The organism is Flagellimonas aequoris (genome assembly GCF_003584165.1).
GTDB lineage: Bacteria > Bacteroidota > Bacteroidia > Flavobacteriales > Flavobacteriaceae > Flagellimonas > Flagellimonas aequoris.
Genome location: NZ_QXFJ01000027.1, coordinates 174938 through 201352, shown reverse-complemented (window position 1 = coordinate 201352; position 26415 = coordinate 174938). Strand labels below are relative to the sequence as shown.

At 42.7% G+C, this 26415-nt stretch carries 33 protein-coding genes; 13 read left to right on the top strand and 20 right to left on the bottom strand.

Annotated elements, in window-relative coordinates; genetic code table 11:
• Positions 1–4 precede the first annotated feature (4 nt).
• The 3 genes from D2U88_RS12310 to D2U88_RS12300 are packed head-to-tail and all read left to right on the top strand — an operon-like array spanning position 5 to position 2969.
• Positions 5–892, top strand: coding sequence for a mechanosensitive ion channel family protein (locus D2U88_RS12310; RefSeq protein WP_119640865.1), 888 nt, complete (start codon positions 5–7; stop codon positions 890–892).
• A 57-nt stretch (positions 893–949) separates the two neighbouring features.
• Positions 950–1795: a DUF6268 family outer membrane beta-barrel protein gene (locus D2U88_RS12305; protein ID WP_235855783.1), complete on the top strand. Its 846-nt coding sequence runs from the start codon at positions 950–952 to the stop codon at positions 1793–1795.
• A gap of 10 nt (positions 1796–1805) precedes the next feature.
• Positions 1806–2969 carry a sigma-54-dependent transcriptional regulator gene (locus D2U88_RS12300; protein WP_119640863.1) on the top strand — a complete coding sequence of 388 codons (1164 nt, stop codon included), beginning with the start codon at positions 1806–1808 and terminating at the stop codon, positions 2967–2969.
• A 1-nt stretch (position 2970) separates the two neighbouring features.
• On the opposite strand, the gene D2U88_RS12295 is transcribed toward D2U88_RS12300, so the two are convergent.
• Positions 2971–3681 carry a hypothetical protein gene (locus tag D2U88_RS12295; RefSeq protein ID WP_147378586.1) on the bottom strand — a complete coding sequence of 237 codons (711 nt, stop codon included), beginning with the start codon at positions 3679–3681 and terminating at the stop codon, positions 2971–2973.
• A 178-nt stretch (positions 3682–3859) separates the two neighbouring features.
• Here D2U88_RS12295 and D2U88_RS12290 point away from each other — a divergent pair, with 178 nt between their 5' ends.
• Together D2U88_RS12290 and D2U88_RS12285 are read left to right on the top strand one after the other, a co-directional pair.
• On the top strand, positions 3860–4741 hold the full coding sequence (locus D2U88_RS12290; RefSeq protein WP_119640861.1) for a PPK2 family polyphosphate kinase: 882 nt from the start codon (positions 3860–3862) through the stop codon (positions 4739–4741).
• Complete coding sequence (locus D2U88_RS12285) at positions 4741–6138, top strand: M20/M25/M40 family metallo-hydrolase (RefSeq protein ID WP_119640860.1); 1398 nt, start codon at positions 4741–4743, stop codon at positions 6136–6138. Before D2U88_RS12290 ends, D2U88_RS12285 begins: the two co-directional genes overlap by 1 nt.
• Positions 6139–6150: 12 nt before the next feature.
• Here D2U88_RS12285 and D2U88_RS12280 read toward each other — a convergent pair whose 3' ends face one another.
• The 9 genes from D2U88_RS12280 to D2U88_RS12235 all read right to left on the bottom strand — a co-directional run bounded on the left by D2U88_RS12280 (position 6151) and on the right by D2U88_RS12235 (position 11916).
• On the bottom strand, positions 6151–6735 hold the full coding sequence (locus D2U88_RS12280) for a TMEM175 family protein (RefSeq protein WP_119640859.1): 585 nt from the start codon (positions 6733–6735) through the stop codon (positions 6151–6153).
• A gap of 5 nt (positions 6736–6740) precedes the next feature.
• Entirely contained in the window at positions 6741–7349 is a 609-nt protein-coding gene (locus tag D2U88_RS12275; RefSeq protein ID WP_119640858.1) for a PepSY domain-containing protein, read from the bottom strand.
• Positions 7350–7444: 95 nt separating this feature from the next.
• A complete protein-coding gene (locus D2U88_RS12270; RefSeq protein WP_119640857.1) occupies positions 7445–7828 on the bottom strand; it encodes a SpoIIAA family protein in 384 nt (127 codons plus the stop codon).
• Positions 7829–7844: 16 nt separating this feature from the next.
• The gene (locus D2U88_RS12265; protein ID WP_119640856.1) at positions 7845–8132 is read right to left on the bottom strand and encodes a hypothetical protein; all 288 of its coding nucleotides are present in this window, start codon (positions 8130–8132) and stop codon (positions 7845–7847) included.
• A 118-nt stretch (positions 8133–8250) separates the two neighbouring features.
• Entirely contained in the window at positions 8251–9087 is an 837-nt protein-coding gene (locus D2U88_RS12260; RefSeq protein ID WP_119640855.1) for a CPBP family intramembrane glutamic endopeptidase, read from the bottom strand.
• A 15-nt stretch (positions 9088–9102) separates the two neighbouring features.
• Positions 9103–9531, bottom strand: a complete 429-nt coding sequence (locus tag D2U88_RS12255) for a PH domain-containing protein (protein WP_119640854.1) — start codon at positions 9529–9531, stop codon at positions 9103–9105.
• Positions 9532–9972: 441 nt separating this feature from the next.
• Positions 9973–10335, bottom strand: coding sequence for a hypothetical protein (locus tag D2U88_RS12245; protein WP_147378585.1), 363 nt, complete (start codon positions 10333–10335; stop codon positions 9973–9975).
• 112 nt (positions 10336–10447) lie between these two features.
• Complete coding sequence (locus tag D2U88_RS12240) at positions 10448–11275, bottom strand: alpha/beta hydrolase (RefSeq protein WP_119640851.1); 828 nt, start codon at positions 11273–11275, stop codon at positions 10448–10450.
• 83 nt (positions 11276–11358) lie between these two features.
• Positions 11359–11916 carry a dihydrofolate reductase family protein gene (locus D2U88_RS12235; protein WP_220473504.1) on the bottom strand — a complete coding sequence of 186 codons (558 nt, stop codon included), beginning with the start codon at positions 11914–11916 and terminating at the stop codon, positions 11359–11361.
• Between the two features lie 310 nt (positions 11917–12226).
• Between D2U88_RS12235 and D2U88_RS12230 the strand changes: the two genes are divergently transcribed.
• Positions 12227–13159 carry a peptidylprolyl isomerase gene (locus tag D2U88_RS12230; RefSeq protein ID WP_119640849.1) on the top strand — a complete coding sequence of 311 codons (933 nt, stop codon included), beginning with the start codon at positions 12227–12229 and terminating at the stop codon, positions 13157–13159.
• A gap of 452 nt (positions 13160–13611) precedes the next feature.
• Here the strand turns inward: D2U88_RS12230 and D2U88_RS12225 are convergent, their stop codons facing one another.
• Both D2U88_RS12225 and D2U88_RS12220 read right to left on the bottom strand, forming a co-directional pair.
• Positions 13612–13806 (bottom strand): cold-shock protein, encoded by a 195-nt coding sequence (locus D2U88_RS12225; RefSeq protein WP_119640848.1) that lies wholly within the window; start codon positions 13804–13806, stop codon positions 13612–13614.
• A gap of 85 nt (positions 13807–13891) precedes the next feature.
• Positions 13892–14530, bottom strand: coding sequence for a peroxiredoxin (locus tag D2U88_RS12220; protein WP_119640847.1), 639 nt, complete (start codon positions 14528–14530; stop codon positions 13892–13894).
• 156 nt (positions 14531–14686) lie between these two features.
• Between D2U88_RS12220 and D2U88_RS12215 the strand changes: the two genes are divergently transcribed.
• The gene (locus D2U88_RS12215) at positions 14687–15229 is read left to right on the top strand and encodes a YfiT family bacillithiol transferase (protein WP_119640846.1); all 543 of its coding nucleotides are present in this window, start codon (positions 14687–14689) and stop codon (positions 15227–15229) included.
• A 1-nt stretch (position 15230) separates the two neighbouring features.
• Here the strand turns inward: D2U88_RS12215 and D2U88_RS12210 are convergent, their stop codons facing one another.
• From D2U88_RS12210 to D2U88_RS12195, 4 genes are all read right to left on the bottom strand, one after another.
• On the bottom strand, positions 15231–15773 hold the full coding sequence (locus D2U88_RS12210; RefSeq protein ID WP_182859174.1) for a GNAT family N-acetyltransferase: 543 nt from the start codon (positions 15771–15773) through the stop codon (positions 15231–15233).
• 1 nt (position 15774) lies between these two features.
• Positions 15775–16335 (bottom strand): thioredoxin family protein, encoded by a 561-nt coding sequence (locus tag D2U88_RS12205; protein WP_119640912.1) that lies wholly within the window; start codon positions 16333–16335, stop codon positions 15775–15777.
• Between the two features lie 81 nt (positions 16336–16416).
• Positions 16417–16797, bottom strand: a complete 381-nt coding sequence (locus tag D2U88_RS12200; RefSeq protein ID WP_119640844.1) for a PUR family DNA/RNA-binding protein — start codon at positions 16795–16797, stop codon at positions 16417–16419.
• A 75-nt stretch (positions 16798–16872) separates the two neighbouring features.
• Positions 16873–18627 carry an ABC transporter ATP-binding protein gene (locus D2U88_RS12195; protein WP_119640911.1) on the bottom strand — a complete coding sequence of 585 codons (1755 nt, stop codon included), beginning with the start codon at positions 18625–18627 and terminating at the stop codon, positions 16873–16875.
• A 179-nt stretch (positions 18628–18806) separates the two neighbouring features.
• Here D2U88_RS12195 and nusB point away from each other — a divergent pair, with 179 nt between their 5' ends.
• The 4 genes from nusB (at position 18807) to D2U88_RS12175 (ending at position 22013) form a co-directional block, all read left to right on the top strand.
• Positions 18807–19754 carry a transcription antitermination factor NusB gene (nusB, locus tag D2U88_RS12190; RefSeq protein ID WP_119640843.1) on the top strand — a complete coding sequence of 316 codons (948 nt, stop codon included), beginning with the start codon at positions 18807–18809 and terminating at the stop codon, positions 19752–19754.
• A gap of 38 nt (positions 19755–19792) precedes the next feature.
• Positions 19793–20272 carry a DUF1573 domain-containing protein gene (locus tag D2U88_RS12185; RefSeq protein ID WP_119640842.1) on the top strand — a complete coding sequence of 160 codons (480 nt, stop codon included), beginning with the start codon at positions 19793–19795 and terminating at the stop codon, positions 20270–20272.
• 13 nt (positions 20273–20285) lie between these two features.
• The gene (gene yajC, locus D2U88_RS12180) at positions 20286–20576 is read left to right on the top strand and encodes a preprotein translocase subunit YajC (protein WP_119640841.1); all 291 of its coding nucleotides are present in this window, start codon (positions 20286–20288) and stop codon (positions 20574–20576) included.
• A gap of 87 nt (positions 20577–20663) precedes the next feature.
• Entirely contained in the window at positions 20664–22013 is a 1350-nt protein-coding gene (locus D2U88_RS12175) for a Gfo/Idh/MocA family protein (RefSeq protein WP_119640840.1), read from the top strand.
• Between the two features lie 119 nt (positions 22014–22132).
• Here D2U88_RS12175 and D2U88_RS12170 read toward each other — a convergent pair whose 3' ends face one another.
• The gene (locus tag D2U88_RS12170; protein WP_119640839.1) at positions 22133–22816 is read right to left on the bottom strand and encodes an ArsR/SmtB family transcription factor; all 684 of its coding nucleotides are present in this window, start codon (positions 22814–22816) and stop codon (positions 22133–22135) included.
• Between the two features lie 67 nt (positions 22817–22883).
• Here D2U88_RS12170 and D2U88_RS12165 point away from each other — a divergent pair, with 67 nt between their 5' ends.
• Entirely contained in the window at positions 22884–23297 is a 414-nt protein-coding gene (locus tag D2U88_RS12165) for an amino acid-binding ACT domain-containing protein (protein ID WP_119640838.1), read from the top strand.
• Positions 23294–23764, top strand: a complete 471-nt coding sequence (locus tag D2U88_RS12160) for an OsmC family protein (RefSeq protein WP_119640837.1) — start codon at positions 23294–23296, stop codon at positions 23762–23764. Before D2U88_RS12165 ends, D2U88_RS12160 begins: the two co-directional genes overlap by 4 nt.
• Positions 23765–23946: 182 nt before the next feature.
• Here the strand turns inward: D2U88_RS12160 and D2U88_RS12155 are convergent, their stop codons facing one another.
• The 3 genes from D2U88_RS12155 to pepT form a co-directional block, all read right to left on the bottom strand.
• On the bottom strand, positions 23947–24459 hold the full coding sequence (locus D2U88_RS12155) for a hypothetical protein (protein ID WP_119640836.1): 513 nt from the start codon (positions 24457–24459) through the stop codon (positions 23947–23949).
• Positions 24460–24550: 91 nt separating this feature from the next.
• Entirely contained in the window at positions 24551–25141 is a 591-nt protein-coding gene (locus D2U88_RS12150) for a YdeI/OmpD-associated family protein (protein ID WP_119640835.1), read from the bottom strand.
• 4 nt (positions 25142–25145) lie between these two features.
• Entirely contained in the window at positions 25146–26375 is a 1230-nt protein-coding gene (gene pepT, locus D2U88_RS12145; protein WP_119640834.1) for a peptidase T, read from the bottom strand.
• Positions 26376–26415 lie beyond the last annotated feature (40 nt).

The window sequence follows — 26415 nt, the reverse complement described above, 5'->3', positions numbered from 1 at the left end:
CGGTATGCAAGAAGGTCCAGAAGAATTAAAAGAGATTATTAAAGAGGATATCTGGGGATCCATCAAGGATTTTTTGGATATCGGTTTTCATATTGGCCAAGGGGAGAAATCCATCAACTTAACGGTTGGCCTACTTCTTCTGCTAACGGTTGCCTTGGTGGCCACCAAGTTTCTTCTAAAATGGCTCCGTCACATCCTAACCCGAAAAATGGAGCAGGAGGACCAACAAAAATTCACCAGTGTCTTTAAGTTCACCAATTATGTAATTTATATTGTTGCCGTTCTGGTAACCTTAAGCGCGGCAGGAATCGACATTACCTTGGTAATCACCGCATCGGCAGCCTTGTTCGTTGGCCTGGGTCTGGCACTCCAGGAACTGTTCAAGGATGTTTTGGGAGGCATTTTTATCATTATTGATAAATCCTTGCAGGTGGGTGATGTGGTTGAGGTGGACGGTAAGGTCGGGAAAGTCTTCGAAATCAAGCTGCGTACCACGCGTGCCATCACAAGGGATGACAAGGTGTTGATCTTGCCGAATCATAAGTTCATCAGCGACATTGTCTATAACTATACCCAAAACCATAAGACCACCCGTGAAAAAGTGAGTGTGGGCGTGGCCTACGGCAGCGACGTAAACTTGGTGACCCAAATTTTGGAACAGGTGGCCGCAGGGCAAAAACAGATATTGAAAAACCCCAAGCCGTTCGTACTTTTTGATGATTTTGGGGATTCTGCATTGATGTTCTCCCTTAATTTTTTCACGAACGACAGTTTTAGGGATCCAAGGATAAAAAGTGAACTTCGGTATAAGATCAATGCCAAGTTTAAGGAAAACAACATCAGTATCCCTTTCCCACAACGCGATGTACATATTATTCAGCCTAAACCATAAGAAGACATAAAAACCTCGATCCACCATATTGCAATCTGGAGGCTGTTCGCTTTCGTTGTGATACTTTGCAGCCATTCCGGTTGGGCCCAAAGCACAGATGTATTACGAGTGGAATACCTCAATATTCCCCAAAATGATACGGGTATCAAGACCCAACGCTACAAGGGACTCTTCAATCTGCCGATAAAGCTCAACGAAAAAAAGGACTATCTCATCATGGGGATGGAATACAACAGGTTCGATATGGGGTATTCGGAAGATTTTCCCTTTGATAAGAAAGAACTGATACGCTTCCATGTCATTGATATGAACCTTGGATTTATTACCAAATGGAACGAAAACTGGAACCTGGTTACCATACTCACCCCAAGGATGGCCTCCAATTTTATCAGCGGCACGACCACCGATGATTTTTTTATGAACGCGACGGCAACGTTTTGGAAAGAGAAACCCGATGCCGAAAAACCCTATCGTATTGTATTGGGCCTTACCTATAACAGCACCACCGGGCTTCCGGTGCCATTGCCCTTGATCAACTATTACCGAAGGTTCCATCCGGACTGGGCATTTACTCTTGGTATTCCCCGTTCTGATCTGAAATATTACGTTTCCAAGAAGCATGTTTTCGAAATGGCACTATTCTTGGATGGATACTTTATAAATCTCCAGAACAACATTCTTTTGGAGGACGGCCAGGTGGCCTCAAAAATATCGCTCACCTCTTTGTTGGGGACCATTGGGTACCAGTACAACATTTCAAATCGCATGGCACTTTTTGCCATGGTGGGCACATCGGTGGTGCAGGAAGGGAAATTGAGGAACGATGAACAGGGAAACGTATTTTTATTGAATGACGAGTCAAATTTCTATATTAGGACTGGCTTCAAGATTGGAATTTTTTAAAAGATAAGGTATGTCAAAGATTTTGGTGATAGAGGATGAATCAGCGATCAGAAGGGTATTGGTCAAAATATTGGCCGAGGAAAGTGATAGTTACAATGTGTTGGAGGCCGAAGATGGCCTGCAAGGCATCGAGACCATTAAAAAGGAAGACTTTGACCTGGTGCTCTGCGACATCAAAATGCCTAAAATGGATGGCGTGGAAGTACTGGAAGCCGCTAAAAAGATAAAACCTGAAATACCCTTCATCATGATTTCCGGTCACGGGGATTTGGATACCGCTGTGAACACCATGCGATTGGGTGCTTTTGATTACATCTCCAAACCGCCAGACTTGAACCGTTTGCTGACCACGGTTCGGAACGCCTTGGATAAAAAGGAACTGGTTGCCGAAAACAAGATTTTAAAGAAAAAGGTTTCCAAAAACTATGAAATGATCGGGGAGAGTGAGGAAATCGGTACCATAAAGGAAATGATCGAAAAGGTAGCCCCGACCGATGCACGGGTGTTGATCACGGGATCGAACGGAACCGGGAAGGAATTGGTGGCCCACTGGTTACATCAAAAAAGTCCACGCTCGGCTGCACCCTTTGTGGAAGTGAACTGTGCCGCAATTCCTTCGGAACTCATAGAAAGTGAATTGTTCGGTCATGTAAAAGGTGCCTTTACTTCTGCAGTTAAGGATCGTGCAGGAAAATTTGAAGCGGCCAACCAAGGGACCATTTTCTTGGATGAGATCGGCGATATGAGTCTTTCTGCCCAAGCCAAGGTACTAAGGGCCTTGCAGGAGAACAAGATTTCGAGGGTGGGTTCCGATAAGGACATTAAAGTGGATGTTCGGGTACTTGCGGCTACCAACAAGGACCTGAAAAAGGAAATAGAGGAGGGCAAGTTCAGGGAAGACCTTTATCATAGACTGGCCGTTATCTTGATCAAAGTACCCGCTTTGAACGACAGAAGGAACGATATTCCTTTGCTTATCGACCATTTCTCCAAAAAGATAGCCTCGGAACAAGGGACGGCTCAAAAGGCTTTTTCCAAAAAAGCGATCGACCTGTTGAAAGGTTATGACTGGACCGGTAACGTACGTGAACTCCGCAATGTTGTGGAACGATTGATCATTCTGGGAGGCAAGGAAGTCTCCGAAGAAGACGTAAAGCTTTTTGCCAGCAAGTGATCTATTGCTTACAGCTTCCCAATTTTTCAAGGGCTTCTTCGGACAAGGTCATCACGCGTTGGTGATATGCCTTTTTATGTGGGGATAACTTGGTGTTCAGAAGTATCAATCTGGATTCTTCATAGATATTGGTGATAAAACGATGGGCATCTTCACAATCCACGTCGGTTACCACTTTTTCCAATGATGTTTCAAATCCAAGGAGACAACTATGCACCTGTTCCTTCACCGAGCTATTTTGAGTCAAAAACAAAGGATTTTGATTATCCAACACCTCTTTGGTATTCATGACCAGGATGTCATCATTGTAATTACTTGAGGTTTCCTGCTCAAAAACTTGCAGAACCTTCATGCCGATCATGGTGTTTTCCAAGGCCTTGTGCAATGTTAATTTGGAATCTTTCAGGGATTCCGCCTTGGTGGCCAGTTTAAGTTCGGTCTGGGTACTTTCCAAACTTTCAATCGTACCTTCACAACCGCAATCCAAAAAGTTCCCCCGGGTTTTTTCAATACCGTTCAAGGCTTTGTAGGCGTGGTATTTGGCCATATCCAAAGTGGTGGAAACTACGGCGTTCTCTATTTCACTTTTGATGAACTGTAAATTGGAATTGGCATACTCACAGGCATTCCGTGTAGTAAAGGCCGTCATCAACCAAAAGCCCAGAAGGCCCAGGGTAAAGGCAATAAGTAGGATTATTTTCCTTGTTTTCATAACGCTTCTTGATTTGGGACAGTGCGTATTTGATATTCACTAAGTTACGTGGGGGGATTCTGTCAAGGAATATAAAATCGATAAAATACCTTCTAAACCCACAAGTGGTAAAAATATCGATGAACTGCACTCTTCAATGTAGTTGAAGGTATGGTCAAAAAGGTTTATATTCATTCCTATGGAAAAAATAAATACCGATCGCTTTTTGGTACGAGAGGAGATAAGGCTCTCCCAAGAAGAAACCTTTGAAGATTTTGGGGCCTCCAAAAAGGACTTGAAGGAAGAATTGAAGGATATACGTAAAAAACTAGGCGAATTTCAGGATACATTGTACGCCCACGGCAAATATGGGGTGCTGGTCTGTCTACAAGGGATGGATACCGCTGGTAAGGACAGTCTTATCCGGGAAGTGTTCAAGGATTTCAATGTTCGTGGCGTGGTAGTGTACAGTTTTAAAGTGCCCACTACTTTGGAAAGGAAACACGACTATTTATGGCGACATTACATCGCATTGCCGGAGCGGGGAAAATTTTCCGTGTTCAATCGAACGCATTATGAAAATGTGTTGGTGACGAAGGTACACCCAGAATATATTATGGGTGAAAATTTGCCCGGTATTGAATCGGTGGACGATATAGACAAGGATTTTTGGGAGAAGCGATACCAACAGATCAATGAATTTGAACAGCACGTGGCCGAAAATGGCACCATTATCTTCAAGTTTTTCCTGAATCTTTCCAAAAACCAACAGCGCCACAGGTTATTGAGAAGGATAGAACTCAAACAAAAAAACTGGAAATTTTCACCGGGCGATCTGGAAGAAAGAAAACTTTGGGAAAAATACCAGGCGTGTTACGAAGAGGCCATCAACAAAACTTCCACGGAACATGCACCTTGGTACGTAATTCCGGCCGACAGCAAGAAGGGGGCAAGGGTCATTGTGGCCTCCATTATGCTGGAAGCGTTAAAAAAATACAAAGATATAGAGGAACCCGAGTTGGATGATGAAATAAAGGCTAATTTAGAAACCTTTAAACAAGAACTGGAAAAAGAATCCTGATGAGAATAGTCCTCCTATTGGCCTTTTTATTGGCCAGTACCCCTTTTTTTTCACAGACCGAAGACGAAAAGCAAATAAAGGCCATTTACAATATGGCATTGACCAATGGTAAGGCCTATGATTGGCTCAATTATCTTTCCAATCAGATCGGTGGTCGCCTTTCTGGTTCCGTTCAGGCGCAACATGCCGTGGATTATACCAAAACCCAGTTGGATGCCCTAGGGTTTGACAAGGTTTGGTTGCAGCCCGTGATGGTGCCGAAATGGGTAAGGGGCATACCGGAATTTGCTTACTTTGAGACTTCACCCGGACTTACCACCAATGTGCCCATTTGTGCCTTGGGAGGGTCGGTCGCAACCCCTGATGGAGGCCTAAAGGCCAATATCGTGGAAGTGAAGGGACTGGAAGAATTGGAAAAGTTGGGAAAAGCTAAAATAGAGGGCAAGATCGTTTTTTATAATCGCCCTATGGACCCGACCTTGATCAATACTTTCTCGGCCTATTCCGGATGTGTGGACCAACGGGCTTCCGGAGCTGTTGAAGCGGCAAAGTATGGTGCACTGGGTGTCATCGTACGTTCCATGAACCTCCGGTTAGATGATTATCCGCACACGGGATCCATGCGGTATGGCGATACTCCGGTGAACCAAAGGATACCAGCGGCAGCGATCAGTACCAATGCGGCAGAATTATTGAGTACGACCTTAAAGTTGAACCCTAACACCAAATTCTACTTCAAACAGAGCTGCAAACAGTACGATGATGTGCAATCCTATAATGTAATTGGTGAGATTACGGGTAGCACCTATCCCAATGAAGTTATGGTCGTAGGGGGCCATTTGGATTCTTGGGACTTGGGGGATGGGTCGCATGACGATGGTGCAGGTTGCGTTCAAAGCATGGATGTGCTTCGGATATTGAAGAAAACGGGATATAAACCCAAACGTACTCTTCGGGTAGTGTTGTTCATGAACGAAGAAAATGGTATGCGGGGCGGTAACAAATATGCCGAAGTGGCGCGTGAAAAGAACGAGAAACATGTCTTTGCCCTGGAAAGTGACTCTGGCGGGTTTACGCCAAGGGGCTTTTCCATAGATGCATCAGAAGAGAACATTGAACAGATACAAGGTTGGAAAAACCTGTTCGAACCCTATTTGATCCATGTTTTTCAAAAAGGTGGTAGCGGTGCCGATATTGGACCCCTAAAGGATGAAGGTGTCGTACTTGCAGGTCTGAAACCGGATTCGCAACGTTATTTTGATTATCACCATGCTGAAAACGACACTTTTGAGCAAGTGAACAAACGTGAACTGGAGTTGGGAGCGGCCACTATGGCCAGCTTGATCTATCTTATGGATAAATACGGCACGGTACCGACCCAAAAGGTGAAAGGCTAGGCGGCTAGAAGATCATTCCAGCTGTCCTTTCAATATTCTTTCTATCCTCTTATCGGGGACCAGCCAAATGATGGCGACTAGAACGAACATGGCTCCGGAAAACCATACACTTACCCAAGCCATCGTAATACCTATGATATAAAACATTGGGGATAATTTTCCTTTCAAATCTTTACCCACAGCGTTCTTTAGGATGGAATCTTTTCCTTGAGATTTGATAATGGAATTTTGAAGAAAAAAATAGGCTATGGCGGCCATCAACAGGATGAAACCATACAAGGCCATGGGTTCCGTGGCAAAATGATTTTCTCCCATCCATCCGGTCACAAAAGGAACCAGTGAAAGCCAAAACAGCAGATGTAGATTGGCCCATAGGATTTTTCCGGTTACCTTTTTTACGGTGTGCATCATATGGTGATGGTTGTTCCAGTAAATGCCCAGATAGATGAAACTGAGCACATAGCTCAAAAAAATCGGCAATAAGGGGCTAAGATCATTGAAATTGCTCCCGTGCGGTACTTTGATCTCAAGGACCATGATGGTGATGATAATGGCCAACACCCCATCGCTAAAAGCTTCCATTCTTCCTTTGGTCATGATTTTCAGTTTAAATGTTGGTAATTTGGTTGTTTAGGTAGTTTATCTGGTTTGGCCTTGCCAGATTTTCGCATTTGTTTAGGCCCATACCAAAGCCAAAATCCGGTCACGGTAAAAAGGAGCAAGGAAACCCCCATGATTGTGGTATAGGACAATTTTATATATCCGTCTGTGTTAAGATATCGGTCCAAAATGGAACCATCGTGCACATTTTCCAAAAAGTCCGATTTTCTTTGTCCTATGGAAAGCACTTCGCCTGTGGCCCCATCCAGTTGGACTTCATAATAGTTATCGACAAAGATAAATTTTACGGAACCCTTTTGTTTTCGCATATCGATTCGGTCCAACTCCAAAGAAAGGTCGGGAGAAACAAAATTATGAAGGGTGGTGCAGGCAATGGTGTGCAGACTGTCCACGGGCAACCAATTCTTTAGTTCGGCCGTGGTCCCTTTTTGAGTTTTGGGCAGAATAACGCCATTGGTGTTTTTTTTCCAGCCTAAAAGGAGGCCTGTGACAGAGATGAAAAAAAAGAAAATAAATAATAAGGCTCCAGTGGTCCTGTGGACTTTTCTAAAAACCCGGAGTATTTTGGCCTGTTGTGTCCGTTTACCCATTCCAGTTTAGTTGAAGCATAAATATCATCAAAATTTGTCAAAAGCTAAAAGTCTTAACCAATGGATGCATTTATACCCAAAGAAGGGATGTGGAATTATTTAGCTTGGACGAACGCCATGGCCTCATCCATTTGCGAAACATCAAAATACTGTTCCAACCTACCTTTGCTGGCCCTTTGAAAAAAGAGATTGTCAATCGGGACAAGCGCCTTCAAGATCTTGCTGTGGGCCACAATGGCCAAGTGCCCCATTTTCTTGTAGTTTCTCAGGGTCCAGATAATGTCTTCCATAAAGGCTTTGGTACTGCTATGGGCAATCTTGAGCTCGTCCAATTTCACCAGTACATTTACCGTTGCAAAGCCTTTCTCCAATTTTTCGTCAAAGAATTTTTGACAAAGTTTTTCGTCCGTTTCATCAAAACCATCGATTACCTCAATGGCCAAAACGTTGTCTTCAAAAGTTTTGATTTGTTCTATCATGGTATAGATATTTTGTTCAACTGCCAGCTAACGGAGTCCCAAATACACCCACTGCCAACTCCGCCCAAACCACCAGAAAAAGGATGATGATGGCCGAAACCCACAATAGCCTCTTATTTGGGGTCTTTGCCTTTCTGATGGCAAGATCAACGGAAAAGCCAACGCCTGAAAGGAGGATACCGGCTACTACAAAATCCATCAAGGACCATTGTACCTCATTGGTGAACTGCATGGCGATAAAAGGAATCAATAAAAGGAAGGCTACCGTGATCAAAATAATCAATGGGCGTTTTACGGATAACATGGGATGGTATTTGAAAGATTCCCTCTAAGTTACTCCATGTAATACGGTATTAAAAGTAATTTGGGAAAGATTAACGCTTCTACAACCTAGGATGTGGTAAAACAATATATGCCGTTGCTCAGAGTACAAGCATAAGGGAAAGTTGATATACAAAGCTTACACCATTTAAAATGCTATGGAGCCATATTCCATGCCATACATTTTTACTTTTATAAACCACAAACCCTAAAAATAACCCCATAATGAATTGCTCGTTTATGGTTCCTGCCATACTGGATAATAAGTCACCATGGTATTCCGACCTAGCATTATAATATCTCATGGGAATATGATAAGTGCTAAAAAAGAGAGCGGTTAAGAATATGGAGGCACTTGCACTTTTGGTCAGTTTTAAAATACTGCTTTGTAAGATTCCCCTAAAGAAAAACTCTTCCCAAAAAGCAACTATGACCAACATGTAAAGGATGCTAATGGGCAGGTATAAAATAATTTTCCAAGATTGGAACAATTTCAATATCTGCTCGGAATCCCTTACTTCAAAAATTAAAAAGGGAACCAACAGAATAACCGAGACCAGAATGACTTTACCATCTTTGAAGATGTTGGACCACTTAAAAAAAATGCTTGAAAGTGATTCTTTGTGAAGTTTAAGAATGAGCAGAGGTATAAGGAACTGTACCAGCCAATAAACAATGGAACTGCCGAGAAGGTTCATGAAAAAAATGCTGGCAAAGTACAACAGACCATACATTACCAAGTATCCAGATGTCTTCTTTTGCAGAAGGCTTATAGGTTGCTCATCGTTTCTGAAAAAATACATGTATAAAAGTGCTACAATGGCCAATATTGCAATTAGACCAAAGTCAAACCCTTTTTTCAATATGGTCAGTGACCAAAAATAAATGCCCGTCGAAAGTAGGATAATGACAAGGGAGGGCAAGTATTTTTTCTGCATTTAAAGGAATGTGTTTTATTCGGTGATATTTACATCACTTTTCAACTCTAAGATTTTATCTATGAAGACTTCATTGGTCTTGGGACTGATATAGATTTCATTGTATCTGTCATATTTTATAATCAGACCCTTTCTTGCCGTGGCTGGCCTAAACCCTATCCAAAGGGTGCGCCCCTTTACAATTTCCCTAATCCGTTCGTAACCGATTTTACCTTTCATGGGGCCGCAGCGGTAAATGAGCCCCTTGGGCGAAAGTTCGTAATCGGTTCCAAAATACATCCAGAAAAGAAACACCACAACACCCAAGACGAGTGGGAGCGTCCAATATTCATGGGGTTCCATTTCCCCAATGAAAATGCCATACAGGGTAATACCCAACAAGAAAAGGTTTGTCCCAATAATGATGGTACTGAACAAAATGTCCTTTTGGCTTTTAAACTTCATTTTGTTATTGTGTGACAGGGAATAATATGCCTATTGCCTTTGTTTCTGTGCCCTTATGGTGACAATCATAGCCAAAATCAAAAGTGCACTCGAAGAAATCCGCATCCAGAATCCTAAATTCATATCACTTTCTAAAATAAAGTTCAGAACGATCAAGATGCCACTAAAAATAATTAAGGCAATTGGCAGTATCCTTGACTTCATGTTTGGTCAGCGTTTCATTATATCAACATCGATAATCCAATCCCAATCATAAGCAATGAAGCTACGATAAGCAGGTTCAACGTTTTGGTCTTTCCTCTTTTTGCCAATAAGATTCCTAACATGATGATACTATTTTTCTACAAATTACTAAAAAGAGCGGAATTTTGGTTACGGCAATTCATAACAGGAAGATAAATAGTATTATTCCGATTTTTTGAATCCAAAAATGTTTTTAGCCTATGCACCTTTTCGACGTTTTAAAAGATAGGCTCCTCCCAAGATGGAAACCGGGGCAAAAATAAAAATAGCTAGTAGCTGTGTATAATGATTTCCTTCCGATTTAAATAATGAGAAGGCCGCAAAACCGGCAATGATTCCAGCCAATATATAATTGGTCTTCAGATTCGCCCCTTTTGCTATCCACTGGGCAACAAGACCTGAAAGGAAGGAAGAAACGGCTCCGTACAAAGCCGTTAAGATGGCGAAACCAATGGTTGGGTTGGCATGTGGGTTTTGGGCTGTCAGGTTGAAAAATGCCAATGAGGTCACTACAAAAATTACGTATCCGGTAAGTATTCCTATAATTTTTCTTATCATCATTAGTTTGATTTCATTGTTTAAAATAAGCTTTTTGAGCTCTCGAGTTGTGTTTACCATATGGTTTTTCAACATGAGGCCATATGCTCTTTCATTTCAAGAGTAATCTTTTGTGTTATTTTTCATCAGGATTTCTTGCAAAGAAATTTTTGAAGAAGACCAATTGATATTCTATGGAATTTTTCCAGTATTCCCCGTTGTGTTCACCAGGTCGTTCAATATAATCGTGGGGAATATGCATATCCAGCATTTTTTTATGTAGGGCCTTGTTCACCTCATAGAAGAAGTCCTCAGTGCCACAGTCAAAAATGATGGACAGATCATTGGCGGGGTATTTGTCTATCATATTTATGATGGTCATGTTTTTCCAATTATCCTTATGGTCGATCGTATCCCCGATCTGTTCCGAAATTTCCCAGTGGGTCTTAAAAGGTGTGATGTCCACCCCACCACTGGTACTGCCCATGGCCCCAAAAACATCCGGATGGCGTAATCCAAGATAAAAGGCTCCATGGCCGCCCATACTCAATCCGGTTATGGCCCTATGGTTGCGATCGGGAATGGTTCGGTAATGATCATCTACATAGGAAACCACTTCTTTGCTCACATGTGTCTCGTATTTGCGCTCAGGATTGATGGGGCTGTCAAAATACCAACTGTTGTATCCGCCATCTGGGCATACCAAAATCATTTGATGGTTGTCTGCATATTCCTTTAGGTTTGGGGCAGTTTCCACCCAAGAGGCATAGGAACCGCTGTAGCCGTGCAATAGATACGCCACAGGATAGCGAGTGGTCGAATCATCGTAGTGGTTTGGTTTTATGATGACACATTTAATGGTCTTTTGCATGGAAGGACTGTAAATGGCCACGGTATCCACGGTGGAGGCCGAAGCGGTGGTAAGTCCTATGGTGATGAAAAATAAAAAGAGGATTTTTCTCATTTGGATTGCATTTGATTCAAATTTTCCATTCTGTTTTTTTACTTGCCATCTTGAAGGAATGTCTGTGGTGTATTCATTACAGGCTATTTCTTGATTTCGTAACAGAGCTCCACCATTCCATTTTTATAGGCGGTGGTATCCTTTAGGTGAAGGGGCAATTCTTGCCCAAGATGGTCAAAAAAGGGCAATCCGCCCCCCAATATTATGGGCAGGATGCTGATCCGTATTTCATCTGCCAATTTGTTGATAATAAAATCTTTGGCAAGCTCTGCGCCACCCACAACCCAAACATTTTTATACTTTGGCCTTAGTTGTTCTTCTACAAGTTTGTTGAGGTTGCCAGCATAAAATTCGATATTGGATCTTTCATTGGGAAGTTTCCGTTTAGTGACCACAATGGTAGGTTTGTCCCCGTACGCCCAGCCATATGATCTGGAAAGTTCCAAAGCGTGTTCATAGGTTTTGGACCCCATTACATAACAATCAATCGTCTTGAGAAATTCTTCCGGATCTTGTCCTGAAACACCTTTTTCATAACTGTCCGATGTCTCGAACCAAGAAATGCTATTGTCTTTTTTGGCTATGAATCCATCCAAACTGGAAACCATATGTATGGTAACTGTTAATGATTGTGTTGACATAAGAATTGGACTTACTGGTTAAAGTGTGGATATTGGAAAATGTCCTGTACCATGTTCATTTTGAAATAAATGTACTATTTTTTTAAACGAGTTCAATACACCACGGAAATCTGCACGCACAACAATTATGGCCTTCAGCCATTTGACTGAAATTGATAGTTGTTCCCATGGCCATACCGAATGATCGCCCTTTCCTTTTCATGCTTTAATCTATAGCTTTCCAAGGTATTGCACTATAAAACCCTTACCTTTACAGCCTTGGGAAAACCCAAGGATCGAGAAATCGAATAATCCTATTAAAAAGAAAATAATGCAAGACGGAATTTATGCTAAGTTCAATACCCCTAAAGGGGAAATATTAGTGAAACTTGCCCATGATAAAACCCCAGGAACCGTGGGTAATTTTGTTGCTCTGGCCGAGGGAAATATGGAAAATAGCGCAAGACCCCAGGGAAAACCTTACTATGATGGTCTTAAGTTCCACAGGGTGATTGCCGACTTTATGATACAAGGAGGGTGCCCATTGGGCACCGGTACCGGAGACCCAGGTTATAAGTTCGACGATGAATTTCATCCAGAGTTGCAGCACGACACCCCAGGAGTATTGTCCATGGCAAATGCGGGACCAGGTACCAACGGGAGCCAGTTCTTCATTACCCATGTGGCCACGCCTTGGTTGGACAACAAACACACTGTTTTTGGACACGTGGTGGAAGGTCAGGATGTAGTGGATGCCATTGCACAAGGGGATACCATCGACAGTCTGGAAATCGTAAGGGTAGGGGACGAAGCCCAAACCTGGAACGCCATAGAGGCCTTTAGGATTTTTGAAGGCGCCAGGGAAAAACGAATTGCCGAGGCGAAGGCCCAAGCAGAAGCTGAAATGGAAAAGTTGGCCGCGGGATTTGACAAGACTGATAGTGGACTTCGATATAAGATTGTTCAAAAGGGAAGTGGACCCAAGGCCGAGAAGGGAAAAACGGTTTCGGTACACTATGAGGGTGCCTTGTCCAACGGGCAGGTTTTCGATTCTTCCTATAAAAGAAACCAACCCATCGATTTTACATTGGGCATTGGTCAGGTGATCCCGGGATGGGACGAAGGTATTGGATTATTACAAGTGGGTGACAAGGCCCGTTTTGTGATTCCATCCCATTTGGCTTACGGAAGTGCCGGGGCCGGAGGGGTAATTCCTCCCAATGCAACTTTGATCTTTGATGTGGAATTGATGAAAGTGAAATAGGAATACTTCACTACTAGATAAATAGGAAAGCTTCCAGCAATGGGAGCTTTTTTATTTGGATCGGTTTACACTCAATAAGAGTAAACAAAGGTTTAGGGCCAGAAGGAATAGCAAAACGCTAAAAAAGGTATTCATGGTCGTTGCGTGTTTATAGTATAACAATCGAACGAAAAAATACCCTACCTATTGCCCGAAATGTATAGATTGCTCGTTTTCCTTTATTTTTTGGACCCATTCACGCTCAAAAAGAGCAAGAGAACATTAACGACCAAAAGAAATGAAAGTACTCCAAAAAAAGTGTTCATGTGGATGTAAGGTTAATGGTTATGGGGGAACAAAGCCTGTTTACACTTAATAGATTGGGAATGCCAAATTGGTTGCGTAAAAAATGTAAAAAAAATAAAGCCCGGGCTTTTGCCCGGGCTTGACATATAAAAAAGTGTGTTGCTACCTTAATCTATAACTTGTACATTAACGGCGTTCATTCCTTTTTTACCTTGTTGTAGTTCGAATTCTACAACATCACCTTCTCTAATTTCGTCTACCAAACCTGAGACATGTACGAAGTGATCTTTGTTTGAACCATCTTCAGTGATGAAGCCGTAGCCTTTAGAATCATTGAAGAATTTTACTGTTCCTTTACTCATAATGAAAATTAAAAAAATTAAATGAACCGCGAATGTACATTTAATTTATTGATAATTAGGGTTTTTTAAATAATTTCTTAAAAAATTATGCTGTTGGGTCCGGCGTTAAACGCAAATAGGGTTTGATTTCCTCCACACCTTTGGTGAAAATCCCCTTGGCCTCTTCGGTAGGTATTGCTGGGCTAACCACCACTTTTTGACCATGTTCCCAGTTAGCGGGAGTCGCAACCTTATGGTTGGCGGTCAATTGCAGGGAATCCACCACACGCAATAATTCATAAAAATTACGGCCAGTGGAGGCGGGATAGGTCAAGATGAGTTTTACTTTCTTATCCGGACCAATAATGAAAACCGAACGTACGGTAAGGGTATCATTGGCATTTGGATGGATCATGTCGTACAAATCAGAAACCTTTCTGTCCTCATCGGCAATGATCGGAAAGTTAACCTGGGTATGTTGGGTCTCATTGATATCCTTGATCCATTCTTTGTGCGAATCGGCCCCATCAACGCTGAGAGCCATCATTTTCACGTTCCTTTTGTCGAACTCCCCTTTGAACTTGGCCGCGGTACCCAATTCCGTGGTACAAACGGGGGTAAAGTCAGCGGGATGAGAGAAGAGGATTCCCCAACCATCGCCCAAATAATCATAAAAATTAAGGGTTCCTTCTGAGGTTACCGCAGTAAAATCGGGAGCGGTATCGCCCAATCTAAGAGTTGCCATATATGTTGTTTTAGAGTTGATACATCATTACCCTACAAAATTAGTAGATATATCGTCACTTGTGCTGAATTTTGGTTAAAAGTGTATTAAAAAACTTTGTTCAACTTGTAATGAAAAGGTAATCCGTTACAACCTTTAGTTTGTTATTTTTAAACTATGGAAAACGATACATTGGAACAACTCCGCTATCCGATCGGGAAATTCGAGGCCCCGTCGGTCATCACAGAACAACTTTTGAAGGAATGGATCTCTGTTTTGGAACATTTGCCCCAAAAGTTGGAGGAAATGGTAAAACCGCTGAATCAGCAACAGTTGGAAACCCCATACCGACCTGGAGGATGGACGGTACGGCAATTGGTGCACCATATTTCCGATAGCCATCACAACAGTTATATTCGTTTTAAATGGGCATTGACAGAGCAAAATCCTGTGATCAAAGCCTATGACGAAAAAGCTTGGGCCGAACTCTTTGACACCCGTACAGCACCCATTCAAATGTCCCTGGATCATTTAAGGGCCATACATGCCAAATTGGTCTATTTGTTGAAAGGTCTTTCCAAAGAAGACCTAAAACGCTCCTTTATCCATCCTGACGGAAATGTAGCAACAACGTTGGAAGAAAATGTGGGCCGGTATGCTTGGCACAGCAACCATCATTTTGCGCATATTGCCAATCTGATAGAGCGGGAGGGCTGGTAGCCTACAGGTTTTTGGTCAAGATCCACATGGCCTTTTCCGAGGGCTTGGCTCCGGGGAGGACCACTTCACTTTCCCGTTTGATCGCGTACCCATTTTTTTGATAGAATAGAATGGGATTGCCCTTTTGCATGGTATCCAGCCAAACTGTTTTTTTGTGGATGGAACGGGCGAAGTCTTCAATATATTGAAGTACCTGCTTGCCAAATCCTTTCCCCGAATGCTCTTGGAGAAAGTATATTTTTTCGGCCTTCAAGGCTTCTTCTTTGGGTATCTCATCTATGCCACAATCCTTCACCAGTTTTAGGATGCCAACCGTAACGGTATCGTGGTTGATCAAAAAATGCAGGTTGTTGGGGTCTTCCAGTTCACGCTGAACTACTTCCTTGGTCAATCCATGGGAAATGTAAGGAGTGGGGTCCTCATTTTCCCATAAGTGGAGATAATGTTCTCGGTAGGAACGGGTTCCAACAGAGAGATAAGTTTCTAGATTGGTGCTATCGACTGGGACCAAATGGATTTTGAGAACGGGAATCGTTGATTGCATATTAGGCTTCCTTCCATTTAATGTTACAACCCAGACTTGGTTTTTGTTCCACGCTGATGGGTTTATCGTCCAAAAGGGCGTCCATGGCATTTTTTAGATCCTTACCCGTAAGTGGGATGCCGTTTCCGGGTCTGGAATCGTCCAATTGTCCTCTATAGACCAACCTTAAGTTCGCGTCAAAAAGATAAAAATCGGGCGTGCAGGCCGCATCATAGGCTTTGGCCACTTTTTGGGTTTCGTCGTACAGGTAAGGAAAAGTGTAATCCTCTTCGCCGGCCTTCAATTTCATGAGATGCGGGGCGTCTTGTGGATAATTGGCCACATCGTTGCTCGAAATCGCCGCAAAACCGATCCCCTTAGCCTGATATTCCTTCGCAAGTTTTGAAATCTCTGGATTCACATGGATCACAAAGGGGCAATGGTTACAAATGAACATGACCACAGTGCCCTTTTCACCCTTCACCTGTTGAAGGGACAGGATTTTATCGGAAACCGTGTCCAATAGTTCAAATTCAGGTGCCTTTGTTCCCAAAGGTAGCATGTTACTGGGAGTACGTGCCATGGTATATTGTTTTGGATAGATCAAAAATAAAAAACGGCCTGCAAAAAGGCAGGCCGTCATCCATATTTTCAAAGATAAGGTCTAGATGTCGTCAAAATCAACATCGGTAAAGCTACCCGATGCGGTACCGTTTTCACTAAAGCTTGTTTCCTCGTCTTCTTCCTTCTTGAAATCCTTTTGGTGGCGCTCGGAAATGACCTCTTGGCCTTTTTCGTCGATGATGTATTCCATCATTTCCTCCATAATTTCCTTGAAGGCGGTAAAATCTTCCTTGTACAGATAGATTTTGTGCTTTTTGTAGTGGAAAGAACCATCATCGTGGGTAAACTTCTTGCTTTCTGTGATGGTTAGGTAATAATCCCCGGCCTTGGTACTTCTTACATCAAAAAAGTAAGTTCTTCTCCCTGCCCTTAAGACTTTCGAGTAAATCTCTTCCTGGTCCATGATATCTTTCTCGCCCATATGGTATAGTGTATTTGGTACTATGTTGAATTATGTTACCAAAAATGTAAAAAAAATGCTAATTCAGCAACTTTTTTATGATTCTTTACCCGAGAGTTGGTTGAGGTAAAGCTCTTTGTAATAGCCTTCAACGTTGTTCAACTCTTCATGGGTGCCCTCTTGTATGATCTTGCCGTTATCCATAACAATGATCTTGTCCGCATTTTTTGCAGAGGAAACCCTATGGCTCACAATAAGGGTGGTCTTGCTTTCTGAAACTTTTTTGAGATTGTTCAGGATTTCTTCCTCGGTTTCGGTATCCACAGCGGAAAGGCAATCGTCAAAAAGATAGATTTTTGGATCTTTCAACAACGCCCTGGCAATGGACACGCGCTGTTTTTGTCCACCACTTAAAGTAATGCCGCGTTCACCAAGTATGGTATCGTATTTTTTGGCAAATCCTTCAATGTTCTTGTGGACCACGGCTTGCTTGGCCACCTTCACGATTTCGTCAAAAGAAGCATTTTCATTTCCGAAGCGGATGTTGTTCGCAATGGTATCCGAAAAGAGGAAGGCATCTTGCGGAACTGCCCCGATAGCACCTCGTAAACTGTCCAAATTAAGTTGCTGCACGGGAATCCCATCTACCAAAACTTCCCCGGAAGTAGTATCGTACAAACGCGCGACCAAATCGAGGATAGTGGATTTACCGGAACCGGTTTTTCCTAAAATGGCCACGGTTTCCCCGGCCTTCACTTTAAATGAAACCCCGTTCAACGCAGTAATGTTGGTGTCCTCGTAGGTAAAGGTCACGTTTTTGAACTCGATATCCCCATGGATTGGGGTGGGTTTCTTTACCTCATTCTGGATCGAAGGCTCTTCCTTCAAAAATTCGTTGATCCGCTTTTGTGAGGCCTCCGCCCTTTGGATAATGGAAGTCAACCACCCTACGATGGCCACAGGCCATGTAAGCATGTTCACATAGAGAATGAACTCTGCAATGATCCCCACGGATTCAATTTGTCCGTTGATGTATTGTCTTCCACCAATATAGATTACAAAAATGTTACTGATGCCGATCAAAAGGATCATTAAGGGGAAGAACCATGCGTTTACCTTTGCCAAAGCCATACTGGTGTCCTTTCCCTCATTGGCAAGGTCCCTTAGCTCTGCATTGATGCGGGGTTCTATACTGTATGCCTTGATCACGGAAATACCCGAAAACGACTCCTGGGTAAAAGTGGACAGATTGGACAGGAACTCCTGTACCTTGGTACTTCTTTTGTGGATCACCTTGCTGATCTGGTAGATCAACACAGATAATACCGGCAAGGGCAACAATGTATAGGCGGCCAACGTAGGCGCCTTGATGAACATAAGGGGAATCAGACAGACAAACAAGGTAAGCGTTTGGATTCCGTACATGATGGCGGGGCCACCGTACATCCGAACTTGGTTGATGTCCTCACTGATCCGGTTCATCAAATCCCCGATCCTATGTTTTTTGTAAAAATTAAGGCTCAACAGTTGGTAGTGGTCGAACACCTCATTTTTAAGGTCGTATTCAATATAACGTGATACGTTGATGATGGTCTGGCGCATCCAATAGGTGAAAAGGCCCGATAAGATGGCCGTGCCCACAATGATGAGGATGTATTGCAACAACATTTCCTTGGCATCGGAAAGGGTGATGGACTTGTTCAAAAATTGCTCTACAGCCTGTATGGACTTGTTCACATATGATGGCAAGACCAAGGAAAAGATGCGTGCAATCACAGTGATCAAAATCCCGACGAGAAGCTTTAACCAGTATTTTTTAAAGTATTTATTGAGGTGTCTTAGTTCCTTCATAAAGGGGAAAGGCAGTTTTTTGAGTGTCTTTATAGGTAGACAATCCAGCAAATATATGGCATTGCCAACAAAGTAAATGTTATAAAACTGATAAGAAAACAACTTTGGTAGGTAAGATTGAAATATAAGATTACTTTTGCGGAGTGAAAGCCAATCAACGACTTTAAAGTTCTTTAAAAATGCTTACCCGCAGGCATATCAGAGTAAAAGTGATGCAGTGCATTTATGCATTGGTCCAGTCCAAGGACGATTCCTTGGCGAAGCAGGAAAAATTCCTAAGAGTGAGTATAGAGAACATGTATGTGCTCTATCTACTCGTTTTGAGCCTTTTGGCCGAACTTCACCGCATGGCCGAAAAACACGTCAGCCACGCCAATAAAAAATATCTTGCTACCGAAGAGGACAACTATCCGGATAGGGAAAAGTTTGTCAAGAACCGCTTGTTGCTACAGATTGCCAACAACGAGGCCTTGAAAAGCGAACTTTCCAAACGAAAGTTGAACAATTGGTACCTTAACGAGGAATATATCAAGATACTCTACAAGGACGTCACCTCCAGTGACATATACAAGACTTACATGACCAATGGGAAGAACGGTTATGAGGATGATCGTGATGTGGTGCTGCAGTTGTATAGGGAGATCATTGCGCCCAATGAGAAGGTATACGATTACTTTGAGGATGAGAAACTTACCTGGGTGGACGATTTCCCCATTGTGAACACCTATCTCATCAAACGCTTGAAAAAGGCCAGCGAAAGCTCTGCGGAGCGTTTCTTTTTGCCGGCATTGCTCAAGGACCAACAGGATATGGACTATGCCAATGAGTTGTTGACCAAGACCTTGCTCAACGATGCCAAATGGGAAAAGGAGATTGAGGGCAAGACCCCCAATTGGGACAATGATCGTATCGCCGAGATCGATTCCATCATTTTAAAGATGGCCATTTGCGAGTTGCTCAACTTCCCCTCCATACCAGAAAAGGTGACCTTGAACGAGTATTTGGAGATAGCCAAAGAGTACTCCACCCCCAAGAGCAGCATCTTTATCAATGGAGTTTTGGACAAGTTGGCCAAGGAGTACAAAACCTCTGGAAAGTTGCAAAAAATAGGAAGGGGGCTCCAATAAACAATATTTGTTTAATTTTGGGAAAACAAATTTTAATCATGAAAAGAATAACAACAGTTTTTAGTTTGATCGCAGCCGTTGCTTTGATGGGGGTTTCCTGCAAGGACAAAGCTTCGAACAAAATAGTTGCGGACAATGTTGAAAGTGCCACTACAAGGGATGAGGCACAGAAAAAACTTCCGGTAATGACCTTTGAAACTTCCGAGCACGATTTTGGTACCATTGAAAGGGGTACCCCACAAGAAACCGTGTTCAAGTTTACCAATACAGGTGATGCCCCTTTGATCATTACCGATGCAAAAAGTAGCTGTGGCTGCACAGTGCCCGAATACCCAAAGAACTCCCCGATCGCCCCAGGAGAAACTGGCGAGCTTTTGGTGAAGTTCAACGGTTCAGGACAAAACCAGGTGACCAAGACCATCACCGTTACCGCCAATACAGCAAAAGGTTCTGAAATCTTGAGGATCAAGGCCTTTGTTAACCCTAAGGAGGCGATGCCCGCTGGTCCCGTTAAATAAGGAGAAGATTTAAATGGAAAACCTCGGACAGTTTTTACCTCTGATCATGATTTTTGCCGTGGCGTATTTTTTTATGATACGTCCGCAGATGAAACGTCAGAAGGATGAGAAAAAATTTACTTCGGAATTGAAAAAAGGAGACCGCATCATTACCAAAAGCGGACTTCATGGCAAGATTGTGGAATTGAACGACAAGGATTTTTCCTGTGTCATCGAAACCATGGCCGGCCGTTTAAAGTTTGATCGTTCTGCCATTTCCATGGAAATGAGCAAAAAATTGAACGCTCCCGAAGAAAAGAAATAGCGTACAAAAAGTTTTATCAAGAACGTCCCTTGGAACATTGCGTTCCAAGGGACGTTTTTTTTGTACCTTATTCCAAATTTAAAAAGCATGAACACACGTAGGCAATTTGTAAAAAGAAGTTCTTTGGGCATGGCCGGACTGGGGGCCAGCTTTATGTTCCCGACCGAAATGTTGGCCTCCATTCGAAGGACCATCAGCCCCAATGACAAGATTCAAGTGGGACTCATTGGTTGTAACGGTATGGGTTTTTCCGATTTGAGCTCCATGTTGCAGAACAGCGAAGTGGAAGTGGTGGCCCTATGTGATGTAGATGAGAATGTGCTGCGTGAAAAAACGGCCGAACTGGAAAAGGGAGGTATCAAAAAACCAAAATGGTATTCCGATTATAGAAAACTGTTGGAGGACAAGGATATCGATATTGCCATCATTGGAACGCCTGACCATTGGCATTGCCTACAACTCACGGATGCCATTGATGCAGGAAAAGATGTGTACTGCGAAAAGCCCATAGCCAATTCGGTGGGTGAAAGTCAAGCTATGTTGGCCAAAGTGAATGCCAGTGACCGAATGGTGCAAATAGGACAGTGGCAACGCAGCGAGCCTCATTTTGTGGATGCGATCAACTATGTCCATTCCGGGAAACTGGGACAAATACGATTGGTAAAAGCATGGGCCTACCAAGGGTGGATGCAATCCATTCCCGTGTTGCCGAACAGTCCCGTCCCTTCCGGTGTGGATTATGCCATGTGGTTGGGACCAGCACAAACCAGGCCTTTCAATAAAAACAGGTTTCATTTTAATTTTAGATGGTATTGGGACTACGCAGGCGGTTTGATGACCGATTGGGGTGTGCATATGATAGATTATGCCCTTTTCGGTATGAAAGCCTCCGACCCCAAATCGGTGATGGCCATGGGAGGTAAATTTGCCTATCCTGATGATGCGGCCGAAACGCCGGATACATTGCAGACCATTTATGATTTTGGTGATTTTTCCCTGCTTTGGGAACACGCAACAGGAATTGACGGTGGAAACTACGGTCGAAACCACGGGGTAGCCTTTATTGGAAACAACGGGACATTGGTGCTGGACCGTGGCGGTTGGGAAGTGATTCCCGAGCACGACCGCCCACATTGGAGCCAAGATCTGGGACCCAAAATAGAACCGGTTCCCTTGCAAAAAGGAATTGGCCAAGGTTTGGGATTACATACGAAAAATTTCTTGGAGGCTGTAAAAACTAGAGACGCCTCTATTTTAAAAGCACCCATAAAAGTGGGTTATGATGCCGCAATGGTGAGCCACTTGGGCAATATTGCCTATAAAACAGGTGAACGCTTGTTTTGGGATGCCGAAAATGGGAAATTCAATCATTCAACGGCGGATGCCCTTTTGACCAAAGAGTACCACAACGGTTGGAAGTTTCCGAAGTTGGGGTAGGTTGTAAGTAAATTTGAGACCTTTCGACAAGATTCTTATCGGTATGTAAATGAAAGGTTGCTTGTCTTATGTTATGTTTTATGGCTATTGTTGTATTTTTCGACAGGAGCATCCAATCTTTAGAATTCCAACTCAAACTTGTTCATGAGTTCTTTTCGCCCTAGTGAGGTTATTACAATTGCCCTGGAGTTTTTTGTCCTCCGTATCCAGTCCAATTCCAACATTTTATCAAGCAGGGCGGCACCGAGCGAACCAGCAAGGTGGTATTTTCGTTCGCTCCAGTCAAGACAGGCTTTTGCAAAATTTCGTCTTTGTTTTTCTAGGGAAGTCATATCCAAGCCGAAGTCACTAAAAAAATGGTTGCCATTCTCGGTAACGATGAAATTTTTGTCCATTAACTGAATTAGCTCCCGTTCCAATAATTTATCCGTAATCAGAACACCGACCTTACCCGCTAGATGGTCGTAACATGTCCTGCAATACTTAATCTCGTTTTGGGTGGTTCGATGGTCTGATTTGATACTGGATTTTTTATTGGCGAGGTTTGCCAATGATTCTACGGCATAGGCCACTTCAGGATTCGAAAAGGAGTAGTATCTATGCCTACCCTGAATATCTACTTTTACAATATTTCCCTGCAGCAACTTTGACAAGTGGTTACTTACCGAAGTCGCCGACAAATCCGCAACAAACGCCAGTTCACTTGCCGTGTAAGCCCTTCCATCCAATAGATTCCATACAATTTTTGCCCTTGAAGGTTCGCATAGCAGCGATGCGGTGGAAATAAATTTATCTTCTTCCATGGTTCAGTATCAAATGAAGTATAAATGTAATAAATCAATTTTCTTTGGAGCAGTTTAAAATATATTAATGAAAGACATAGAAATTTTACTGGAGAACAGGGTCGGGACATTGGCCAAGATGGGTGAAATCTTGGGGAAACACAAAATCAGTCTTGAAGGAGGCGGTGTTTTCGATAATGGGGCATTTTCAATAGCCCATTTTTTGGTAGAGGAAGCGGATAGGGCCAAGACGGAATTGGGAAAAGTAGGTATTGAAGTGGTAAAGATCCATGATGTCATTATTCAAAAGTTGAGACAGGATGTACCGGGTCAATTGGGTAGTTTTTGTAGGGAACTTGCCCATGCCAAGGTCAATATTCTTACCCAATACAGTGATCATTCAAATCAACTGATCATTGTTCCGGACGACTATGAAAAGGCAAAAGCAGTGTCTGAACAATGGATGAAAACATGGTGGTCAAATGAAGATTACATCATATGAAAAAGGAACATGAATACTCCACAACTGTTAAGTGGACCGGAAACCAAGGGACCGGGACATCCAATTATAGGGAATTTGAGAGAAGTTATAGCATTTCTACCGTTAACAAACCTGATATTTTTGGTTCTTCGGACCCGGCGTTTAGAGGGGATAAAACAAAATACAATCCGGAGGAATTTTTGGTTGTATCACTTTCTTCATGCCACATGCTTTGGTACCTGCATTTATGTTCCGAAGCTGGGGTTATTGTTATGGAATATGCGGATAACGCTACGGGGAAAATGGTTGAAACCGCAAACGGAGGGGGGCATTTTACCGAAGTGGTTCTGAATCCCAAGGTTAGGGTTGTAGAAAGTTCCATGATTGAAAAAGCGAACGAACTGCATAAAAAAGCAAATGAACTTTGTTTTATTGCCAACTCTGTGAATTTCAAAGTTGACCATCATCCGTCCTGTTTTTGTGATTAAGAGGGAATGGACCTAAATAATTTAACGGTTGGTAGTTTCCTATGATGAGATTGGATATCCATTAAAAAGCAAGTGGTTTTTGGAATAAAATAATGGGTGCAAGGTCCATTTATCCCAATTTAACTTTCGATCTATTTTGTGGTTGATTCTTTGTTATGGGTGTTTATTAGTGATTTTTTTATTTATGAGTTGATATTTGTAGACTGATATTTCTCCAAGGTATTATCGATCAGATGTTCAATGCTTAAAAACTTGCTTGCAAGTTTTAAAACAATATCTTCAAGTGTAGCATTTTCAAAATGTTCCCAACCTTCCATCAATGTCAATGGGCCATATTTTGTGCTTACGTTTTTCCAGTCTTGCTCAAATATTAAAAAATCCTCTCTAAAACTATTCGCAAACCCTTTACTCGTAATGGAATATCCTTTAAAATCTCGAAGTTTTAATGCATGAATGTTATAAAATATCTTGTTTTGCCTTAATGTCTTGTCGTTGATCCAGATGGCAAAAAAGATTCTTGTCCGTGCGTTTAATGGATTCATTTTGTCATTTGTCCAACTTCTTTTGTACAATTTCAGGACAACAGATTCTAAGGTAATGCCAACATGGATTTCCATGTGCTTTTTAGTTAGCATTTTCTTGTCGAGTCGGTCAGCTGATTTTTGAAATTTTTCTAAATAATACTCATAGTTCATGACTCAAGATATTATCATGTTAGGGTTCCTACACTCAGGCTACGATCCATTTACAGGTAGGTTTGATTATTTAAATCGCAGATTTGCCAATCTATCTATACCCATCATTCAAGCCCACTCCCTTTTCAATCATGGGAAGGATCTTATCCAGCCTGCGCAATTTGGTGGCTTCTTGTTTGGCTTCCGCAATGTATTCGCAAAACTCTTTCTGTTTGTAGGGGGCAAAGGCGTCAAAAGCACTTTTTAAACTTGCGTTTTCAGCCAATTTGGTTTGGAGAAGGTCTGGAATTACGGCTTTCGTGGGCTTTGCAGTCGCTAGTTCAATTCCCTTTTTTTGATTTTGAATGGCCTCTTGCATGTAGGCTATTACGCCCTTTTTATCAACCTCTTCCAAAGAAAAGAATTTCCAGTGCCGCATGCCCTTCGTCTTGCCTTCCTGGGCATTTTCCAGTACTTTTTTTTGGTCGTTCATTAAGGCCCCATTGAAGAACCAGACACCAAAATAGCCTTTGAATTTACTGACGCCAAAAACGTTTTTACCATTTACGGTATACACCGGAAAACTCCATTTAAAATCCTCCTCGCAATCGGTTTGGAGGGCCAACTCGCGCAAAAGCGCAATTCCGTTTTTAAAGGGATGTTCCTTTTCATAGAAGGCTTCTAGTTTTTCCGATTTTTCCATGGCGTTACTTGATTTGACTGGCGGTCAGTTCACAGATTTTCACAATGACCTCCACTGCTTTTTGCATGCTTTCCAAAGGAATATACTCATATTTTCCGTGAAAATTATGTCCGCCCGCAAAGATGTTAGGGCAGGGTAGGCCCATAAAACTCAATTGGGAGCCGTCGGTACCCCCACGGATCGGTTTGATGATGGGTTCAATGCCCAAGGATTCCATGGCCTCTTCGGCAATCTCCACAATATGGAAAACGGGCTCCACTTTTTCCCGCATGTTGCGGTATTGGTCCTCAATGACCAGACTTGTATAGTCCCCATACTTTTGGTTGAGCTTATCTACAACGTCTCTCAACAACTCTTTTCTGGCTTCAAAATGAACGGCATCATGGTCGCGGATGATCAGTTCGATCTCAGCCTTTTCAATTTCTCCTTTAATCTTGTGCACATGGAAAAAACCTTCCATACCCGTAGTATGTTCAGGAACTTCCCTTGGGGGGAGCAAGCTTAAAAATTCATTGGCAATGCCGATGGCGTTCACCATTTTGTTCTTGGCATAGCCCGGGTGCACACTTTTTCCCGTAAAGATGAGGTTGGCCTTGGCCGCATTGAAGTTTTCGTACTCCAGTTCCCCAATTTGGCTGCCATCCATGGTGTAGGCCCAATCGGCCCCGAATTTTTTCACATCAAATTTATGGGCACCTCGGCCAATTTCCTCATCAGGGGTAAAGGCAATCCGGATCTTCCCATGTTTGATTTCGGGATGTTGCACCAAATATTCCATGGCCGTAACGATTTCTGCCACACCTGCCTTGTCATCAGCGCCTAAAAGCGTTGTGCCGTCTGTGGTAATCAACGTCTGTCCCTTGTATTGTAACAGGTCTTCAAAATAATCAGGAGACAGTACAATGTCCTTTCCCTTGTGCAAGACAATGTCTTTGCCATCGTAATTTTCGATGATCTGGGGCTTTACGTTCTTCCCTGAAAAATCGGGGGAAGTATCCATATGGGAAATAAACCCAATGGTTGGCACTTTCTTGTCCACATTACTGGGCAAGGTGGCCATGATATAGGAGTTTTCATCAATGGAAACCTCTTGCAGACCAATTTGATGGAGCTCCATCACCAGTTTTTTGGCCAGGTTCCATTGCTTTTCCGTACTTGGGGTCGATTTGGAATAAGGATCACTCTGGGTATCGGTCGTCACATAGTCCAGAAAACGGGGCAGTAGTTTTTCCATGTTGGGCGTTTCACCAAAAATAAGGCTTAATTGGGCTATA

Coding starts and splice junctions, on each gene's coding strand:
- D2U88_RS12310 (WP_119640865.1), top strand. CDS start 5: ATGCAAGAAGGTCCAGAAGAATTAAAAGAGATTATTAAAGAGGATATC.
- D2U88_RS12300 (WP_119640863.1), top strand. CDS start 1,806: ATGTCAAAGATTTTGGTGATAGAGGATGAATCAGCGATCAGAAGGGTA.
- D2U88_RS12295 (WP_147378586.1), bottom strand. CDS start 3,681: ATGAAAACAAGGAAAATAATCCTACTTATTGCCTTTACCCTGGGCCTT.
- D2U88_RS12290 (WP_119640861.1), top strand. CDS start 3,860: ATGGAAAAAATAAATACCGATCGCTTTTTGGTACGAGAGGAGATAAGG.
- D2U88_RS12285 (WP_119640860.1), top strand. CDS start 4,741: ATGAGAATAGTCCTCCTATTGGCCTTTTTATTGGCCAGTACCCCTTTT.
- D2U88_RS12280 (WP_119640859.1), bottom strand. CDS start 6,735: ATGACCAAAGGAAGAATGGAAGCTTTTAGCGATGGGGTGTTGGCCATT.
- D2U88_RS12275 (WP_119640858.1), bottom strand. CDS start 7,349: ATGGGTAAACGGACACAACAGGCCAAAATACTCCGGGTTTTTAGAAAA.
- D2U88_RS12270 (WP_119640857.1), bottom strand. CDS start 7,828: ATGATAGAACAAATCAAAACTTTTGAAGACAACGTTTTGGCCATTGAG.
- D2U88_RS12265 (WP_119640856.1), bottom strand. CDS start 8,132: ATGTTATCCGTAAAACGCCCATTGATTATTTTGATCACGGTAGCCTTC.
- D2U88_RS12260 (WP_119640855.1), bottom strand. CDS start 9,087: ATGCAGAAAAAATACTTGCCCTCCCTTGTCATTATCCTACTTTCGACG.
- D2U88_RS12255 (WP_119640854.1), bottom strand. CDS start 9,531: ATGAAGTTTAAAAGCCAAAAGGACATTTTGTTCAGTACCATCATTATT.
- D2U88_RS12245 (WP_147378585.1), bottom strand. CDS start 10,335: ATGATGATAAGAAAAATTATAGGAATACTTACCGGATACGTAATTTTT.
- D2U88_RS12240 (WP_119640851.1), bottom strand. CDS start 11,275: ATGAGAAAAATCCTCTTTTTATTTTTCATCACCATAGGACTTACCACC.
- D2U88_RS12235 (WP_220473504.1), bottom strand. CDS start 11,916: ATGTCAACACAATCATTAACAGTTACCATACATATGGTTTCCAGTTTG.
- D2U88_RS12230 (WP_119640849.1), top strand. CDS start 12,227: ATGCAAGACGGAATTTATGCTAAGTTCAATACCCCTAAAGGGGAAATA.
- D2U88_RS12225 (WP_119640848.1), bottom strand. CDS start 13,806: ATGAGTAAAGGAACAGTAAAATTCTTCAATGATTCTAAAGGCTACGGC.
- D2U88_RS12220 (WP_119640847.1), bottom strand. CDS start 14,530: ATGGCAACTCTTAGATTGGGCGATACCGCTCCCGATTTTACTGCGGTA.
- D2U88_RS12215 (WP_119640846.1), top strand. CDS start 14,687: ATGGAAAACGATACATTGGAACAACTCCGCTATCCGATCGGGAAATTC.
- D2U88_RS12210 (WP_182859174.1), bottom strand. CDS start 15,773: ATGCAATCAACGATTCCCGTTCTCAAAATCCATTTGGTCCCAGTCGAT.
- D2U88_RS12205 (WP_119640912.1), bottom strand. CDS start 16,335: ATGGCACGTACTCCCAGTAACATGCTACCTTTGGGAACAAAGGCACCT.
- D2U88_RS12200 (WP_119640844.1), bottom strand. CDS start 16,797: ATGGGCGAGAAAGATATCATGGACCAGGAAGAGATTTACTCGAAAGTC.
- D2U88_RS12195 (WP_119640911.1), bottom strand. CDS start 18,627: ATGAAGGAACTAAGACACCTCAATAAATACTTTAAAAAATACTGGTTA.
- nusB (WP_119640843.1), top strand. CDS start 18,807: ATGCTTACCCGCAGGCATATCAGAGTAAAAGTGATGCAGTGCATTTAT.
- D2U88_RS12185 (WP_119640842.1), top strand. CDS start 19,793: ATGAAAAGAATAACAACAGTTTTTAGTTTGATCGCAGCCGTTGCTTTG.
- yajC (WP_119640841.1), top strand. CDS start 20,286: ATGGAAAACCTCGGACAGTTTTTACCTCTGATCATGATTTTTGCCGTG.
- D2U88_RS12175 (WP_119640840.1), top strand. CDS start 20,664: ATGAACACACGTAGGCAATTTGTAAAAAGAAGTTCTTTGGGCATGGCC.
- D2U88_RS12170 (WP_119640839.1), bottom strand. CDS start 22,816: ATGGAAGAAGATAAATTTATTTCCACCGCATCGCTGCTATGCGAACCT.
- D2U88_RS12165 (WP_119640838.1), top strand. CDS start 22,884: ATGAAAGACATAGAAATTTTACTGGAGAACAGGGTCGGGACATTGGCC.
- D2U88_RS12160 (WP_119640837.1), top strand. CDS start 23,294: ATGAAAAAGGAACATGAATACTCCACAACTGTTAAGTGGACCGGAAAC.
- D2U88_RS12155 (WP_119640836.1), bottom strand. CDS start 24,459: ATGAACTATGAGTATTATTTAGAAAAATTTCAAAAATCAGCTGACCGA.
- D2U88_RS12150 (WP_119640835.1), bottom strand. CDS start 25,141: ATGGAAAAATCGGAAAAACTAGAAGCCTTCTATGAAAAGGAACATCCC.
- pepT (WP_119640834.1), bottom strand. CDS start 26,375: ATGGAAAAACTACTGCCCCGTTTTCTGGACTATGTGACGACCGATACC.